The sequence below is a fragment of the Burkholderia sp. AU33423 genome (assembly GCF_002223135.1).
Taxonomy (GTDB): Bacteria; Pseudomonadota; Gammaproteobacteria; order Burkholderiales; family Burkholderiaceae; genus Burkholderia; species Burkholderia lata_D.
On record NZ_NKFH01000004.1, the window covers coordinates 1,789,501 to 1,805,451 of the forward strand.

At 65.3% G+C, this 15,951-nt stretch carries 16 protein-coding genes; 3 read left to right on the plus strand and 13 right to left on the minus strand.

The genetic code is table 11. The features are described 5' to 3' along the window. Positions 1-6 precede the first annotated feature (6 nt). Positions 7-990, plus strand: a complete 984-nt coding sequence (locus CFB50_RS11030; RefSeq protein WP_089445858.1) for a DMT family transporter — start codon at positions 7-9, stop codon at positions 988-990. Positions 991-1,044: 54 nt separating this feature from the next. Here CFB50_RS11030 and CFB50_RS11035 read toward each other — a convergent pair whose 3' ends face one another. Beyond that, positions 1,045-1,368: an RnfH family protein gene (locus tag CFB50_RS11035; protein WP_069248265.1), complete on the minus strand. Its 324-nt coding sequence runs from the start codon at positions 1,366-1,368 to the stop codon at positions 1,045-1,047. Positions 1,369-1,372: 4 nt separating this feature from the next. Then, positions 1,373-1,810, minus strand: a complete 438-nt coding sequence (locus tag CFB50_RS11040; RefSeq protein WP_034188832.1) for a type II toxin-antitoxin system RatA family toxin — start codon at positions 1,808-1,810, stop codon at positions 1,373-1,375. 98 nt (positions 1,811-1,908) lie between these two features. Here CFB50_RS11040 and smpB point away from each other — a divergent pair, with 98 nt between their 5' ends. Then, a complete protein-coding gene (gene smpB, locus CFB50_RS11045; protein WP_039342760.1) occupies positions 1,909-2,355 on the plus strand; it encodes an SsrA-binding protein SmpB in 447 nt (148 codons plus the stop codon). 240 nt (positions 2,356-2,595) lie between these two features. Here smpB and CFB50_RS11050 read toward each other — a convergent pair whose 3' ends face one another. The 3 genes from CFB50_RS11050 to ppsA form a co-directional block, all read right to left on the minus strand. Beyond that, on the minus strand, positions 2,596-3,531 hold the full coding sequence (locus CFB50_RS11050; protein ID WP_069248266.1) for an SPFH domain-containing protein: 936 nt from the start codon (positions 3,529-3,531) through the stop codon (positions 2,596-2,598). Positions 3,532-3,564: 33 nt separating this feature from the next. Continuing rightward, positions 3,565-3,999: an NfeD family protein gene (locus CFB50_RS11055; RefSeq protein ID WP_046545972.1), complete on the minus strand. Its 435-nt coding sequence runs from the start codon at positions 3,997-3,999 to the stop codon at positions 3,565-3,567. Between the two features lie 252 nt (positions 4,000-4,251). After that, on the minus strand, positions 4,252-6,651 hold the full coding sequence (ppsA, locus tag CFB50_RS11060; protein WP_069248268.1) for a phosphoenolpyruvate synthase: 2,400 nt from the start codon (positions 6,649-6,651) through the stop codon (positions 4,252-4,254). Between the two features lie 376 nt (positions 6,652-7,027). Between ppsA and ppsR the strand changes: the two genes are divergently transcribed. Further along, positions 7,028-7,843, plus strand: coding sequence for a posphoenolpyruvate synthetase regulatory kinase/phosphorylase PpsR (gene ppsR / locus CFB50_RS11065; protein WP_011352445.1), 816 nt, complete (start codon positions 7,028-7,030; stop codon positions 7,841-7,843). Between the two features lie 96 nt (positions 7,844-7,939). Here ppsR and CFB50_RS11070 read toward each other — a convergent pair whose 3' ends face one another. From CFB50_RS11070 to bamA, 8 genes are all read right to left on the minus strand, one after another. Further along, positions 7,940-8,722, minus strand: coding sequence for a TrmH family RNA methyltransferase (locus tag CFB50_RS11070; RefSeq protein ID WP_089445859.1), 783 nt, complete (start codon positions 8,720-8,722; stop codon positions 7,940-7,942). Further along, entirely contained in the window at positions 8,719-9,363 is a 645-nt protein-coding gene (gene rnhB, locus CFB50_RS11075; RefSeq protein WP_089445860.1) for a ribonuclease HII, read from the minus strand. The genes CFB50_RS11070 and rnhB overlap by 4 nt, the downstream gene beginning before the upstream one ends. Then, positions 9,360-10,529 carry a lipid-A-disaccharide synthase gene (gene lpxB / locus CFB50_RS11080; protein WP_046545976.1) on the minus strand — a complete coding sequence of 390 codons (1,170 nt, stop codon included), beginning with the start codon at positions 10,527-10,529 and terminating at the stop codon, positions 9,360-9,362. Before lpxB ends, rnhB begins: the two co-directional genes overlap by 4 nt. Positions 10,530-10,532: 3 nt before the next feature. After that, a complete protein-coding gene (gene lpxA, locus CFB50_RS11085) occupies positions 10,533-11,321 on the minus strand; it encodes an acyl-ACP--UDP-N-acetylglucosamine O-acyltransferase (RefSeq protein ID WP_089445861.1) in 789 nt (262 codons plus the stop codon). Between the two features lie 58 nt (positions 11,322-11,379). Then, complete coding sequence (gene fabZ / locus CFB50_RS11090) at positions 11,380-11,847, minus strand: 3-hydroxyacyl-ACP dehydratase FabZ (RefSeq protein WP_011352450.1); 468 nt, start codon at positions 11,845-11,847, stop codon at positions 11,380-11,382. A 129-nt stretch (positions 11,848-11,976) separates the two neighbouring features. After that, positions 11,977-13,056: a UDP-3-O-(3-hydroxymyristoyl)glucosamine N-acyltransferase gene (gene lpxD, locus CFB50_RS11095; protein WP_089445862.1), complete on the minus strand. Its 1,080-nt coding sequence runs from the start codon at positions 13,054-13,056 to the stop codon at positions 11,977-11,979. A 16-nt stretch (positions 13,057-13,072) separates the two neighbouring features. Beyond that, positions 13,073-13,570 carry an OmpH family outer membrane protein gene (locus tag CFB50_RS11100; protein WP_179254170.1) on the minus strand — a complete coding sequence of 166 codons (498 nt, stop codon included), beginning with the start codon at positions 13,568-13,570 and terminating at the stop codon, positions 13,073-13,075. 64 nt (positions 13,571-13,634) lie between these two features. Further along, on the minus strand, positions 13,635-15,944 hold the full coding sequence (gene bamA, locus CFB50_RS11105) for an outer membrane protein assembly factor BamA (RefSeq protein WP_069248274.1): 2,310 nt from the start codon (positions 15,942-15,944) through the stop codon (positions 13,635-13,637). Between the last annotated feature and the right edge of the window lie 7 nt (positions 15,945-15,951).

A 15,951-nucleotide genomic window follows, 5' to 3' on the forward strand; every position in this document is an offset into this window, starting at 1 on the left:
CGGTCGATGCGACGCGGTGTGGTCTATGGTGTCCTGGCAGGTGCCCTGTGGGGCATGGTGTTTCTCGTTCCTCGGCTGCTGACCGACTTCTCGCCGCTGCTGCTGAGCGCCGGCCGCTACGCGATGTACGGCCTCGTGTCGTTGGCGGCCGCACTGCCGGCCGCCCGCTCGCTGCTCGCGCGGCTGACCCGCGAGGATCTCGTCGCGCTGGTCAGGCTCGCCGTCGTCGGCAATGTCGCGTACTACATGCTGTTGTCCGGCGCCGTGCACCTGATCGGCATCGCGCCCAGTTCGCTGATCGTCGGCGTGCTGCCCGTCACGGTCACGCTCGCGGGCCTCGGCGACCACGGCGCCGTGCCGCTGCGGCGGCTCGCCGCCCCGCTCGCGCTGGTGATCGCGGGCATCGTCTGCATCAACGTCGACCTGTTCACCTCCGAGGCCGCGCATGCGACGACGCTCGGCCAGAAGCTCGCCGGCATCGCCTGCGCGGCCGGTGCACTCGCGAGCTGGACCTGGTATGCGGTCGCGAACGCACGCTATCTGCAGCGCCATCATCATTTCGGCGGCAACGAGTGGTCGGTGCTGTGGGGTGTCGTGACGGGCCTGATCGGCGGGCTCGTCTGGATCGCGATCCTCGCGCTGCCGGCCGGCACCGTGCAGGCGGCGGTCCCCGCGTCGCGCTGGCAGCTGTTCTGGCTGCTGAACCTGGTGCTCGCGATCGGCGCGTCGTGGCTCGGCAACGGGCTGTGGAATGCCGCGTCGAAGCGGCTGCCGCTCACGCTGTCGGGCCAGCTGATCGTGTTCGAAACCGTGTTCGCGATGCTTTACGCGTTCGTGTACGACCAGCGGATGCCGCATGCACTCGAGATCGCCGCGCTGGTGCTGCTGCTCGCGGGCGTCTACGGATCGGTGCGGCAGCATGGCGACACGCCCGCCGGCGGCGATACGACGGGAAGCACGCCGGCAAACGCAAACGCCGCGGCCCACTGAGCGCCGCGGCGTTTGATCGGACGAATCGGGACGAAAGGCGCGGATGGGCCCGTGTCAGCGCGCGTCCTTGTGCATCCACTTGCGACCCTCGATGGAGCCGGCGCGGCGCGACTTGTCGACGCGCCGCTGGCGCGCGAGCTTCGGATCGACGATCAACGGGCGGTAGATCTCGACGCGGTCGTGGTCGGCGAGCGGTGTGTCGAGCGGCGCAAGCTTGCCGTACACGCCCGTCTTCGCGTTCGCGAGATCGATTTCCGGGTGCAGCGCGAGCACGCCGCTCGCATCGATCGCCGAACGAACGGTCGCCCCTTCGGGCAGCGACAGTGGAATCAGCGTCTGCCGATCCGGCAGCGCGTAGCAGACTTCGATCGACAGCATCGCGTCACCCCTTCCCGTAGCGCTGGTCGGCGCGCTTCACGAACGAATCGACGAACGTGTTCGCGATATGGCTGAACACGGGCCCGATGATCTTCTCGAGCAGGATGCTCGAGAACTCGTAGTGCAGCGCGAATTCGATCTTGCAGGCATCGGCACGCAGTGCCGTGAAGCGCCACGAGCCCGTGAACTTCTTGAACGGGCCGTCCGTGAACTCCATGTCGATCCGCGTCGGGCGCTGCTGCGTGTTGCGCGTCGCGAAATGCTGCTTGATGCCCTTGAAGTTGATGTCGATGCGCGCTTCCATCCCGCTCTCGTCCTGACGGCGAATCTCGACACCGCCGCACCAGGGCAGGAAATTGGGGTAGTCGGCCACGTCGGTGACGAGGTCGAACATCTGTTCCGCCGAATGACGGATCAATACGGTTTTCTGGACATCTGCCATAAATCGCGCGGCATCGCTTAAGGTGAGAACGCAAGCCGGGCGATTCCCGCCCCGCTTTGCTAAAATCGTGATTTTAAACGAGTTGGCCCGATCCTTTCATGAGCATCATCGACAACAGGAAAGCGCACTTCGATTACCACATCGAGGAACGCTACGAGGCGGGGCTCGTGCTAGAGGGCTGGGAAGTCAAGGCGCTGCGCGCCGGGCGCGGCCAGATCAGGGAGGGTTACGTCGTGATCAAGCACGCCGAGATCTTCCTGATCGGTACCCATATCAGCCCGCTGCCCGAGGCTTCGACCCACATCACGCCCGACCCGGTCCGCACGCGCAAGCTGCTGCTGCACCGCGAGGAAATCAAGAAACTGATCGGCAAGGTCGAGCAGCGTGGCTACACGCTCGTGCCGCTGAACTTCCACTACAAGGGCGGTCGCGTGAAGTGCGACATCGCGCTCGCGAAGGGCAAGAAGCTGCACGACAAGCGCGAAACCGAGAAGAAGCGAGACTGGGAACGCGAAAAGGCACGCATCATGCGCGCCGGCACCTGACCTGCGCGACACGCACCACAAACGATACGGCCCGCTAGAAGCGGGCCGTGTTGCTTTGTGGTCAGGTGAATCGGGCGCGCCGGCTACAAGAGCGATCCCCGGCACGCCACGCCGCCGGTTTCGGCCGAAGAAAGGCACCGGCGACGGCACCGCCCGGGCATCATCCGCCCCCGGCTGCGCGACGATTCGCCGCATGCCGATCGCATGCGGCGACCACCTGCGCACCGCGTCAATCCGGACTCAGGCCTTCCCGCCCGAAGCCGCCCCCGCGCTCTTGACGATCGTCAGCGCCGACGAGATCGCCGTGCCGAGATCCGACAGGTTCGACGGCACGATCAGCGTGTTGCCCTGCTTCGCGAGATTCGAGAATGCGCTGACATACTGCTCGGCCACCTTCAGGTTCACCGCGTCCATCCCGCCCTGCGATTGCATCGCGTTCGCGATCTTCTGGATCGCCTGAGCGTTCGCCTCGGCCACCGCCAGAATCGCGGCTGCTTCACCCTGCGCCTGGTTGATCGCGGCCTGCCGCTCGCCTTCGGATTTCTGGATCGCCGCTTCGCGCGCGCCCGACGCGAGGTTGATCTGCTCCTGCTTGCGGCCTTCGGATGCGGCGATCAGCGCGCGCTTTTCACGCTCCGCGGTGATCTGCGCCTGCATCGCGTGCAGGATTTCCTTCGGCGGCGTCAGGTCCTTGATCTCGTAGCGCAGGACCTTCACCCCCCAGTTCGCCGCGGCCTGATCGAGCGCCGACACGATGTTGTGGTTGATGAAGTCGCGCTCCTCGAACGTCTTGTCGAGTTCGAGCTTGCCGACCACCGAGCGCAACGTCGTTTGCGCGAGCTGTGTGATCGCGAGCACGAAGTTGCTCGACCCGTACGACGCCTTCATCGGATCGGTCACCTGGAAATACAGCACGCCGTCGACCTGCAGCTGCGTGTTGTCGCGCGTGATACAGACCTGGCTCGGCACGTCGAGCGGGATTTCCTTCAGCACGTGCCGGTATGCGATGCGATCGACGAACGGCAGCACGATGTTCAGGCCGGGCGACAGCGTCGCGTGATAGCGCCCGAAGCGCTCGAGTACCCACGCATGCTGCTGCGGCACGATCTTCACCGTCTTCGACACGATCACGATCGCGATGACGAGCAGGACAACCCAGATGATCAGCGAATCCATGAAGTATTCCCTCCTTGTTGTATCGGCGGACGATCAGCCCGCGGGTTTCGCCACGACCACGAGACAATTGCCGCGCACGGCACTCACCTGATACACGTGCGCATCGTCGCGCTCGCCGTTCTCGAGCTCGACGTCCCAGTCGGCGCCGCGATACTGCACGCGCGCGCGGCCGTCACGCCACGCGTCGACCGTGACGGTCGCGCCGATATCGAGATTGACGTCGGGATTCGTCGACGTGTCGCGCTTCTGCTTGCGGCCGAGCCCCGAACGCCGCAACACGACCATCGCGACGATCGCGACCACCGCCGCCGCACCGAACTGCACGTGCGGCGCGAAACCGGCCAGCTGCAGCAGCCCGCCCGCGAGAAAGCCGAGCGCGATCATCAGCAGGTAGAACGTGCCCGTCAGCAACTCGGCCACGACCAGCACGCCCACCGCGACCCACCAGAACAGATGCCCCGACATCATTGTGGTCTCCAGAAAAACATCCCCGTGCTCACTTGCCGTGCAAGCAACCAGAATACGCGTTGAAGCGCGACTCCGGTTCAACATGCTCGCCGCCCCCGAGGAGACGGCCAATGCGCGTGGGCCGGCCCGGTGCGTACCCACAAATAAAAACACCCCGGTGCCTACCGGGGTGTTTATAGCATGAACCTTGCATTTTGCCTTCAGCGGAAGCACGGTGCCACCGCGCTTCCGTCAAAGGTGCATGACCGACCGTTACTTCCGGTTGGCGAGCGCCTGCCACGTATCGATGATCGTGTCGGGGTTCAGCGAGATCGACACGATGCCTTCGTCGGTCAGCCATTGCGCGAAGTCCGGGTGATCGGACGGGCCCTGGCCGCAGATGCCGACGTACTTGCCCATCTTGCGGCAGGTATCGATCGCGCGCTTCAGCAGGAACTTGACGGCCGGGTCGCGTTCGTCGAAGTCGACAGCCAGCAGTTCCATGCCCGAATCGCGGTCGAGGCCGAGCGTGAGCTGCGTGAGGTCGTTCGAGCCAATCGAGAAGCCGTCGAAGAACTGCAGGAAATCTTCGGCGAGGATCGCGTTGGTCGGGACTTCGCACATCATCACGAGGCGCAGGCCGTTTTCGCCGCGCTTCAGGCCGAACTTCTCGAGCAGGCCGACGACGCGCTCCGCCTGCTTCACGGTACGCACGAACGGCACCATGATCTCGACGTTGGTCAGGCCCATCTCGTCGCGCACGCGCTTCAGTGCGCGGCACTCCATCTCGAACGCCTGCGCGAAGTCTTCAGCGATGTAACGCGACGCGCCGCGGAAGCCCAGCATCGGGTTTTCCTCGTCCGGCTCGTAACGCGAACCGCCGATCAGCTTCTTGTACTCGTTCGACTTGAAGTCGGACAGACGCACGATCACGGGCTTCGGATAGAACGCCGCCGCGATCGTCGCGACACCTTCCGTCAGCTTGTCGACGTAGAACTGACGCGGCGATGCGTGACCGCGCGCGACGCTCTCGACGGCCTTCTTCAGGTCCTGGTCGATGTTCGGGTACTCGAGGATCGCCTTCGGGTGAACGCCGATGTTGTTGTTGATGATGAACTCGAGACGCGCGAGACCCACGCCGGCGTTCGGCAGTTGCGAGAAGTCGAACGCGAGCTGCGGGTTGCCGACGTTCATCATGATCTTGACCGGGATTTCCGGCAGTTCGCCGCGCTGCACTTCCGTGACTTCCGTCTCGAGCAGGCCGTCGTAGATCTTGCCTTCGTCGCCTTCCGCGCACGACACGGTGACGAGCGCGCCGTCCTTCAGGATGTCGGTCGCATCGCCGCAGCCGACGACTGCCGGCACGCCGAGTTCACGCGCGATGATTGCCGCGTGGCAGGTCCGGCCGCCACGATTCGTGACGATCGCGGCTGCACGCTTCATCACCGGCTCCCAGTTCGGGTCGGTCATGTCGGCCACCAGCACGTCGCCCGGCTGCACGCGTTCCATTTCCGACGGATCCTGGATCACGCGCACGGGGCCCGCACCGATCTTCTGGCCGATCGCACGGCCCGTTGCCAGCACCTGCGACTGGCCCTTCAGCTTGAAGCGCTGCTCGGCCTTGCCGGTCGCCTGGCTCTTCACGGTTTCCGGACGTGCCTGCAGGATGAAGATCTTGCCGTCGCGGCCGTCCTTGCCCCACTCGATGTCCATCGGACGCTGGTAGTGCTTCTCGATGATGACCGCGTACTTCGCCAGCTCGATCACGTCTTCGTCGGTGATCGAGTAGCGGTTGCGCTGCTCGTGCGGCACGTCGACCGTCTTCACGCGGCCCGGCTCGCCCGGCTGCGTGAATTCCATCTTGATCAGCTTCGAGCCGATCGAGCGGCGGATGATCGGGTACTTGTCCTGTGCGAGCGTCGTCTTGAACACATAGAACTCGTCCGGGTTCACTGCGCCCTGCACGACGGTTTCGCCCAGGCCGTAGCTCGACGTGATGAACACGGCGTCCTTGAAGCCCGATTCGGTGTCGATCGTGAACATCACGCCGGCCGCGCCGACGTCCGAGCGGACCATGCGCTGCACGCCGGCCGACAGGGCCACTTCCGCGTGCGTGAAGCCCTTGTGCACGCGATACGAGATCGCGCGGTCGTTGTACAGCGACGCGAACACGTGCTTCATGCGGTCGAGCACGTCTTCGATGCCGACGACGTTCAGGTACGACTCCTGCTGGCCGGCGAACGATGCGTCGGGCAGGTCTTCCGCGGTAGCGGACGAACGCACGGCGAACGACAGCTCGCCGGGCGAGCTGTTCTTCAGGATGTCGAACTGCTCACGGATTTCCTGCTCGAGACGTGCCTGCATCGGCGCATCGACGATCCACTTGCGGATTTCGGCTCCGGCTTCGGCGAGCGCCTTCACGTCGTCGATGTCGAGCGACTCGAGACGCTTAGCGATACGGTCGGTAAGGTCGTTGTGCTTGAGGAAATCGCGGAACGCGAGCGCGGTCGTGGCGAAACCGGTGGGTACGCGAACGCCTGCTTCGGAAAGCTGGCTGATCATTTCGCCCAGCGACGCATTCTTGCCGCCGACGATCTCCACATCGGTCATCCGCAACTGCTCGAACGGAATTACATACGCCTGGTCCTTTGCGACGTTTGCTGCGTTAGTCATACAAGCCCCTAAGTGTGAAAAAAATGCTCGATTGCGCAAGTGGGCTTGGACGCGGGCGCTTGCAAAAAGGCGCGGCGCGTCTTGCGCAACCTGTTGGAGAAACAATCGCAGCGGCGGACAATCTTCCGACCCGATTTGCAAAAATCCCGGAAGAAGGGCGATATTTGCAGACAAATCGCCAAACTTGCCGGGAATTTTGGAATCGAGCGGCGAAGTCCGGGGCGCCGTTCGCGCCCTGCCCCCGCAATTGCTTATCCAACAGGTTGCCGCTATTCTACCGTGCCGGCTGCCGGATGTGGCGCGACCTTGTCACTGCGTCTGGAGGCGAACCTCCAGCCGCCCGCGCAACCGCCCTTCACGTTCGACGCCCAGATTCATGCTGCCTACCGTATTCATCGTCTCCGACGGCACCGGGATCACTGCCGAAACCTTCGCGCATTCGATCCTCTCCCAGTTCGACCAGAAATTCCGTCTCGTGCGCGTGCCGTTCGTCGACTCGCTCGACAAGGCCTATGCGACCGTCGAGAAGATCAACGAGGCCGCCGTGCACGACGGCCGCCGCGCGATCGTGTTCACGACGCTCGTCGACAGCGAGTCGAACGACATCGTCAAGCGCTCGAACGCACTCGTGCTCGACATGTTCCAGCGCTTCGTCGAACCGCTCGAGCAGGAACTGGAGCTCAAGTCGAGCCACGCGATGGGCCGCGGTCACCAGAACGCGGACACCGAGGAATACAAGACCCGGATCGAGGCGATCAACTTCTCGCTCGCGCACGACGACGGCCAGTCGAACCGCAACCTGTCGGAAGCCGACGTGATCCTCGTCGGCGTGTCGCGCAGCGGCAAGACGCCGACGAGCCTGTATCTCGCGATGCAGTACGGCGTGAAGGCGGCAAACTATCCGCTGATTCCGGAGGATTTCGAGCGCGGCAAGCTGCCGTCGGCGCTCGCCGCGTACAGCGAGAAGCTGTTCGGGCTGTCGATCGACCCGCAGCGCCTGTCGGAGATCCGCAACGAGCGCCGGCCGGGCAGCAAATACGCGGCGCCCGAGAACTGTCGCTACGAGATCAACGAGGCCGAAGCGATGATGCGCCGCGAGGGGATCAAGTGGCTGTCGTCGACGCACAAGTCGATCGAGGAAATCGCGACGACGATCCTGCAGGAAATCCGCCTCGACCGGCAGTCGTACTAAGCCGGAGCGCTGGCGGCCGCCTGGCCGCCGCCGGCAACAAAAAGGCCGCGTCGAACGCGGCCTTTTTCATGGTGCGCGGCAAGCACGCGTGTGGCGTCACGCACGCCGCTGTTGACGCACCTGCTCGAACAGGCAGACCGCAGCCGCGGCCGCGACATTCAGCGACTCCATCCCGCCCGGCTGCGGGATCGTCACGCGATGCGTGGCCGCGTCGCGCCAGAACGCCGACACGCCCGCCCCCTCGTTGCCGAACACCCATGCAACCGGCCCCGACAGGTCGCAGTCATAGACCGCCTGCGCGCCGTGCGAGTCGGTCAGCGCGACCGGCACAGCGAGGCGCTCGGCGAGCGCGCCGGCTTCGACGTCCTCGTGGATCGACAGCAGGAAATGCGCGCCCATGCCCGAGCGCAGCACCTTCGACGACCATGCATACGCGGTGCCCGGTGCACAGAACACGTGGCGCACGCCTGCGGCCGCCGCGCTGCGCAGGATCGAGCCGACGTTGCCGGCGTCCTGCACGCCGTCGAGCACGACCGACGACTGCGTCACGCGCGCCGGCAGCGGCTGCGCCGGCCGGTCGACGAGCAGCAGGAAGCCGACGCCGTTGACGACGTTCGACAACTGTCCGAACAGCGCGTCGGGCAGCGTGACGATTCGCTGCGCATCGATGCGCGCGACGATCACCTGGGCCTCGGCGTGGCCGAGTGCGCCTTCGGTCGTGACGCACAGCTCGGGCGTCGCGCCCGTGTCGAGGTACGCGCTCGCGAGATGGAATCCTTCGAGCAGCGCCTGGCCGCCGCGGCGCTGATGGGACGTCGAACCCGCGAGCGCCTTCAGGCGCTTGTACAGCGGGTTGTCGCGGGAAGTAATGCTTTTCATCGAATCAGGTCGAGTGCCGCGCGAACCGGCGCGAACGAGCGCCGATGGGCTTCGCACGGGCCGTGCTCGCGCAGCGCGGCAAGGTGTTTCTCGGTGCCGTAGCCCGCATGCACGTTGAAGCCGTACACGGGGAAGCGTTCGTGCAGGTCGACGAGCATGCGGTCACGGGTGACCTTCGCGAGGATCGACGCGGCCGAGATGCTCGGCACGAGCGCGTCGCCGCTGACGATCGCCTCGGCGCGCACCGTCAGCGTCGGGCAGCGGTTGCCGTCGATCTGCGCGAGCGTCGGCAGGACCGACAGCCCTTCGACCGCCCGCTTCATCGCGAGCATCGTCGCGTGCAGGATGTTCAGCGTGTCGATCTCGTCGACACTCGCCGACGCGACGCAATACGACAGCGAGCGCGCGACGATCAGCTCGTACAGCGACTCGCGCTTCTTCGCGGACAGCGCCTTCGAATCGTCGAGCCCGTCGATCGGCTGCGCCGGATCAAGAATCACCGCGGCGGCCACCACCGGCCCGGCGAGCGGGCCGCGGCCCGCTTCGTCGACGCCGCAGACGATCTCGTCGGGACGGCTGAAATCGAAACCGCCTTGCACGTCGCTCGACGCGCGGCGGCGTGGTGCACGTACTGCGGTCATGCGCGCCCCTTGCGTTGTTCGAGCACGCGTACGACCGCTTCGGCCGCCTTCGCGGCCGTGTTCTGCCGCAGCGAAAGATGCATTTCGGTAAAGACTTCAGTCAGCGTGCGGCGGTTCGCGTCGTCGCGCAGCTGCGTGAGCGTCGCATCGGCGAGCGCCTCGGGCGTCGCGAAATGCTGCAGCAGCTCGGGCACGACGAAACGCCCCGCCAGGATGTTCGGCAAGCCGACGTACGGCAGGTAACCCTGCCGGCGCATGATCTGCCCGGTCAGCCAGGGCACCTTGTACGAGATCACCATCGGCTTTTTCAGCAGCGCGGCTTCCAGCGTGACCGTGCCGCTCTTCACGAGGATCGCGTCGGCAGCCGTCATCGCGACCTGCGAGCGGCCATCGGTGATCGTCAGCGCGAGCTGCGGATGCGCATCGACGAGCGGCTGCAGCAGCGCGCGCAGCGCGGGCGTGGCCGCCGGCATCACGAACCGTACGCCAGGCTCGCGCTGCTGCATCAGCGCCATCGCCGCGAAGAACGTCGGGCCGATCAGTGCGATTTCCGAGCGCCGGCTGCCCGGCAACACGGCGATCACCGGGCCGTCGGCCGGCAGTCCGAGCGCGATGCGCGCACCGTGCGTGTCGGGTTCGAGCGGAATCTCGTCGGCGAGCGGATGGCCGACGTAGGTCGAGGCAACGCCTGCCTTGTCGAGAATCGCCGGTTCGAACGGGAACAGGCACAGCATGTGATCGACCGACTTCGCGATCTTCTTGATCCGGCCGCCGCGCCATGCCCAGATCGACGGGCACACGAAGTGGATCGACGGGATGCCCGCGTCGCGCGCTGCCTGTTCGACGTTGAAGTTGAAGTCGGGCGCGTCGACGCCGATGAACGCGTCCGGCCGCTCGGCGAGCAACTGGCGCTTCAGCTCGCCGCGAATCCGCAGGATCTCGGGAATCTGGCCCAGCGCCTCGACATAGCCGCGCACCGTCAGCTTGTCCATCTGCCAGTGCGAGTCGAAGCCCTGCGCGATCATCCGCGGCCCGCCGATCCCGTAGTACTGGGCCGATTCGGGCAGCCGCTCGCGCAGCCCGCCGAGCAGCGACGCGCCGAGCAGGTCGCCCGACGGTTCGCCGGCCACCATCGCGAGCCGGAGCTGAGTGGTCGGAAGCGGCATCGCTTAGCGGATGATGCCGCGTTGCGACGCGTCGATGAACTCGACGAGCGCCGTCACGGGTGCGTCGCCCTCGCCGCCCGCCGCCGCCAGCTCGCGCAACTGCACTTTCGCTTCCTCGAGCGACAGGCCGTTCTTGTACAGCAGGCGGTACGCGCTGCGCAGCGCGGAGATCGCGTCGGGCGAGAAACCGCGCCGGCGCAGCCCTTCGACGTTGATCCCGTGCGGCTCGGCCTTGTTGCCTGCCGCGATCACGAACGGCGGAATGTCCTGTACGAGCGCCGACGCGCCGCCCAGCATCGAGTGCGCGCCGATGCGCACGAACTGGTGGACGCCCGACATCCCGCCGACGATCGCCCAGTCGCCGATCTCGACATGGCCGGCCATCTGTGCGTTGCTCGACAGGATCACGTGACTGCCGACGGTGCAGTCATGGCCGATGTGCACATAGGCCATGATCCAGTTGTCGTCACCGAGCGTCGTCACGCCGACGTCCTGCACGGTGCCCGTGTGGATCGTCGTGAATTCGCGGATCGTGTTGCGGTTGCCGATCACGAGCTTCGTCGGCTCGTCCTTGTACTTCATGTCCTGCGGACGACCACCGACCGACGCGTAATGGCCGATGCGGTTGTCCTCGCCGAGCGTCGTATGGCCTTCGATCACGCTGTGCGAGCCGATCGTCGTACGCGCGCCGATCGTGACGTGCGGACCGACGATCGCGTACGGGCCGATCTCGACCGATTCGTCGATCTGCGCGCCCGGTTCGACAATCGCGGTGGGATGAATCCTGGTCATGCGCCGTTGCCTCTCGATGTGATGTGTCGCGTTGCGTTGCCTGTCCGTGCCGCGTCGCTCAGGGCGCCACGTCGGTCGTCTTGACCGTGCACATCAGTTCGGCCTCCGCCGCCACCTTGCCGTCCACTTCCGCCACCGCCTTGAACTTCCAGATGCCGCGGATGTAGCGTTCGAACGTCACGTTCAGAATCAGTTGGTCGCCCGGCTCGACCGGACGCTTGAAGCGCGCGCCATCGATCCCGACGAAGTAGTACAGCGTGTTCTCCGGATCCTTCGGCTGCTCTTCCGAGAAGGTCAGCAGCGCCGCGGCCTGCGCGAGCGCTTCGAGGATCAGCACGCCCGGCATCACCGGCCGCTTCGGGAAATGTCCCTGGAAGTACGGCTCGTTGATCGACACGTTCTTCAGCGCTTTGATTCCCTTGTGCGGTTCGAGTTCGAGCACGCGATCGACGAGCAGAATCGGGTAGCGATGCGGCAGCAGCGTGAGGATCTTGTGGATGTCGAGATTGATTTTTTCAGTGCTCATGATGGTTCGTCTCACGCAGAGGCTGCGCGGTGGTGATGCAAAGGCTGAGGCGGGCCGTCGTGCGGCCCAGTCTGGCAAACCGGGCCGGTTGCGCTGGCCGTGCCCGGTTCGAGGTCTCGCATGATGCGCTCAGGCGTCCGTGCCGCCCTGGGCGGCGAGCGCGGCTTCGAGCGCCTTGATGCGCTCGCGCAGCTTGTCGAGGTTGCGCACGAGCGCGGCGCTCTTGTTCCACTCGCCGTGGTCGACGGCCGGGAACGCGCTGGTATAGATGCCGGCCTTCGGCAGCGACTTCGATACGCCCGATTTCGCGGTGATGATGACATAGTCGCCGAGCGTCACGTGGCCGGCGATCCCGGCCGCGCCGCCGATCATGCAGTGGCGGCCGATCGTCGTGCTGCCCGCGATCCCGGCGCTGCCGGCGATCACCGTGTACGCGCCGATCCGGCAGTTGTGGCCGATCTGGACCTGGTTGTCGATCTTCACGCACTCCTCGATGACGGTATCCGCCATCGCGCCGCGATCGATCGTCGTGTTCGCGCCGATCTCGACGTCCGGGCCGATCGTGACGCCGCCGACCTGCGGGATCTTGACCCAGCTGCCGGTGCGCGCGTCGCCGTCGCCGACGAAATCCGGCGCGAAGCCGAAGCCGTCGGAGCCGATCACGGCGCCCGCATGGATGATCGCGCGCGCGCCGACCTTGCAGCCGTGGTACACCGACGCGTTCGGATACAGGTGCGAGCCCGCGCCGATCGTCGTGCCGCGGCCGATGAAGACGTTCGCATCGAGCTGCACGCCGTCTTCGATCACCGCACCGGCCTCGACCGTCACGTGCGGGCCGATCACCGCGCTCGCGGCGACCTGCGCGGCCGGATCGATCGTCGCGCTCGGATGCACGCCGGCGGCGCGCTGCGGCGTGGCCAGGTCGATGAACATCTGCGCGACGCGCGCGAAGTACGCGTATGGATTCGGCGTGACAATGAAATTGCGGCCGGTAGCGGCCGCGCCCAGCTTTTCCAGATCCTTCGGCGCGATCAGCACCGCGCCGGCGCGGGTCGACTCGACCTGCGACAGGTACTTCGGATTCGCGAGGAACGCGAGATGCTGCGGGCCTGCCTGGTCGAGCGGCGCGAGTGCGCCCACCTTGCACTGTGCGTCGCCGGCGATCTCGCCGCCGAACCGCTTTACGAGTTCCTCAAGCGTCAATGCCATTCGTCGTCTGCTCCGTTCAGTTCGTCGAGCCGGACGCGAGCGCCTTGAGCACCTTGTCGGTGATGTCGATGCGCGGGCTGACGTACACGGCTTCCTGCACGATCAGGTCGTAATTCTGCTGCTCGGCGATCTGCTTGATGACCTTGTTCGCCCGCTCGAGCACGGCCGCCAGCTCCTCGTTGCGGCGCTGGTTCAGGTCTTCGCGGAATTCGCGCTGCTTGCGCTGGAAGTCGGTATCGAGCTGGGCGAGATCACGCTGCTTCTGCGCGCGGTCGCCCGCCGACAGCGACGCGCCGTTCTTGTCCAGCGAATCGGACATCGACTTCAGGCGCGCCGCCAGATCCTGCAGATCCTTGTCGCGCTTCGCGAACTCGGCTTCGAGCTTCGTCTGCGCCGCCTTCGCGGGCACCGACTCGCGCAGGATCCGATCCGAATTGACCGCCGCGATGCGGGCGACGTCCTGTGCGTGCGCCGTTGCCGCGCCCAAGGCCAGCGCAACGGTCAGCGCGCACATCACTCGTTTCGAAAACTTACCGGTTAGCAAAATTACCCTCTCGTTGCTGTTGTCATGCGTTCGGTCAGAACGCCGTCCCGATCTGGAACTGGAATTTCTGGTACTGGTCGCCTTCGTGCTTCTGCAGCGGGAAGCCGAGGCTCAGCTTCAGCGGGCCGATCGGCGAGATCCACGCGAGACCCACACCGTAGCCGTAACGCAGGCCGTTGGCGCCCGTACTCGTGCCGCCCGGCGCGTTGCCCCACACGTTACCGCCGTCGAGGAACGTGAACACGCGCAGCGTGCGGTCGTAGCCCGTGCCCGGCAGCGGGAACGTCAGCTCGATGTTGCCGACGACCATCTTCGAACCGCCGATCGGGTCGTTCGTCTTCGTGTCGCGCGGGCCCAGCGAGCTCGGCTCGTAGCCACGCACGGAGCCGATACCGCCCGCGTAGTAGTTCTTGAAGATCGGGTACGGGTTGCCGATACCGTTACCGTAGCCGCCTTGCAGGTTCAGGCCCAGGATGAAGCCGCGCGAGAACGAATAGTAGTACTGGGCCTGCAGGTCGGCCTTGTAGTACTGGATCTTGCCGACCGGCACGCCGTACTCCATGTTCGCCTGCGTGAAGTAGCCGCGGCTCGGAATCAGCGCGCTGTCACGCGCGTCGCGCGACCACGCGACCGTCAGCGGCACCGTGTTCGACACGCGGCCGAACTGGTTCACGTAATCCTGGTAGCTCTGCGGCGTGTTCGAATCGACGTCGAGACGGTTCTGCTCGAAGCCCGCGCCGAAGTAGACGGTGTCGACTTCCGAGAACGGGATGCCGAACTTCAGGTTGCCGCCCGCGCTGATGATCCGGAAGCTCGAGCTCGTCGAATAGTAGAGCGGCTGGTACGTGCGGTAGAAGACGTCCGTGATCCGCTTGATGCCGTCGACCGTGAAGTACGGGTCGACCTGCGTGACGGTCAGCGTACGGTAGCTCTTCGCGGTGTTGACGTTCACCGACAGGCTGGTACCCGAACCGAACACGTTGTCCTGCGACACGCCGGCCGACAGCACGACCTTGTCCGTCGACGAGAAGCCGGCGCCCAGCGTGATCGCGCCGGTCGGCTTTTCATCGACCTTCACGTTCACGTCGACCTGGTCGTTCGTGCCTTCGACCGGCACCGTCGTCACGTCGACGTTGGTGAAGTAGCCGAGACGGTTCACGCGATCCTTCGACAGCGCGAGGCGGTTCGAATCGAACCACGAGCTTTCGAGCTGGCGCATTTCGCGGCGCACCACTTCGTCGCGCGTGCGCGTGTTGCCGACGACGTTGATACGGCGCACGTACACGCGGCGGCTCGGATCGACGACGAGGTTCAGGTTCACCTTGTGGTTCGCCTGGTCGATGTCCGGCTGCGCGTTGACGGTCGCGAATGCGTAGCCGTACTCACCGAGCTTGTCGACGATCGACTTGGTGGTCTGTTGCAGCTTTTCGGCCGAGAAGCGATCGCCCGGCTTGATCTTGATCAGCTTGTTGAGTTCGGCTTCGCGATCGAGCAGGTTGCCCGACAGCTTGATGCCCGACACCGTGTACGGCTCGCCTTCGTGCAGCGTGACCGTCAGGTACATGTCCTTCTTGTCGGGCGAGATCGACACCTGGGTCGAATCGATGTTGAACTCGAGATAGCCGCGGTTCAGGTAGTACGAGCGCACCGCCTCAAGGTCGCCGGTGAGCTTTTCCTTCGAGTACAGGTCGTTCTTCGTGTACCAGGAGAACCAGTTCGGCGTCGACAGCTGCATCTCGTCGCGCAGCGTGCTGGTGCTGAAAGCCTTGTTGCCGATGAAGTTGATCTGGCGGATCTTCGCGCTCGGGCCTTCGGCCACCGCGAACAGGATCGACACGCGGTTCGCGTCGACCGGCGTGATCGTCGTCTTGACCTCGGCCGCGTAGAAGCCGCGCGTGAGGTACTGGCGCTTGAGTTCCTGCTCCGCCTTGTCGACGAGCGCCTTGTCGTAGTAGCGGCCGTCGGCGAGACCGACTGCGCGCAGCGCCTTCGTCAGGTTGTCCTTGTCGAATTCCTTCGTGCCGGTGAAGTCGATCGACGCGATGGCCGGACGCTCCTGCACCTGCACGATCACGACGTTGCCCTGCGTGGCGATGCGTACGTCGTTGAAGAAGCCCGTCGCGTACAGCGCGCGGATTGCTTCGGATGCCTTGTCGTCCGTGAAGGTATCGCCCTGCTTGATCGGCAGGTAGGCGAACACCGAACCCGCTTCGACGCGCTGCAGCCCCTCGATCTTGATGTCTTGCACCACGAACGGTGCCGCTGCATGGGCCGCGAGGCCGTGCGCGGCGAGCGCGGCCGCTGCAACTGTCTTAGGTACAAAGCGATGAGGTTTGAACAACATGCATCCC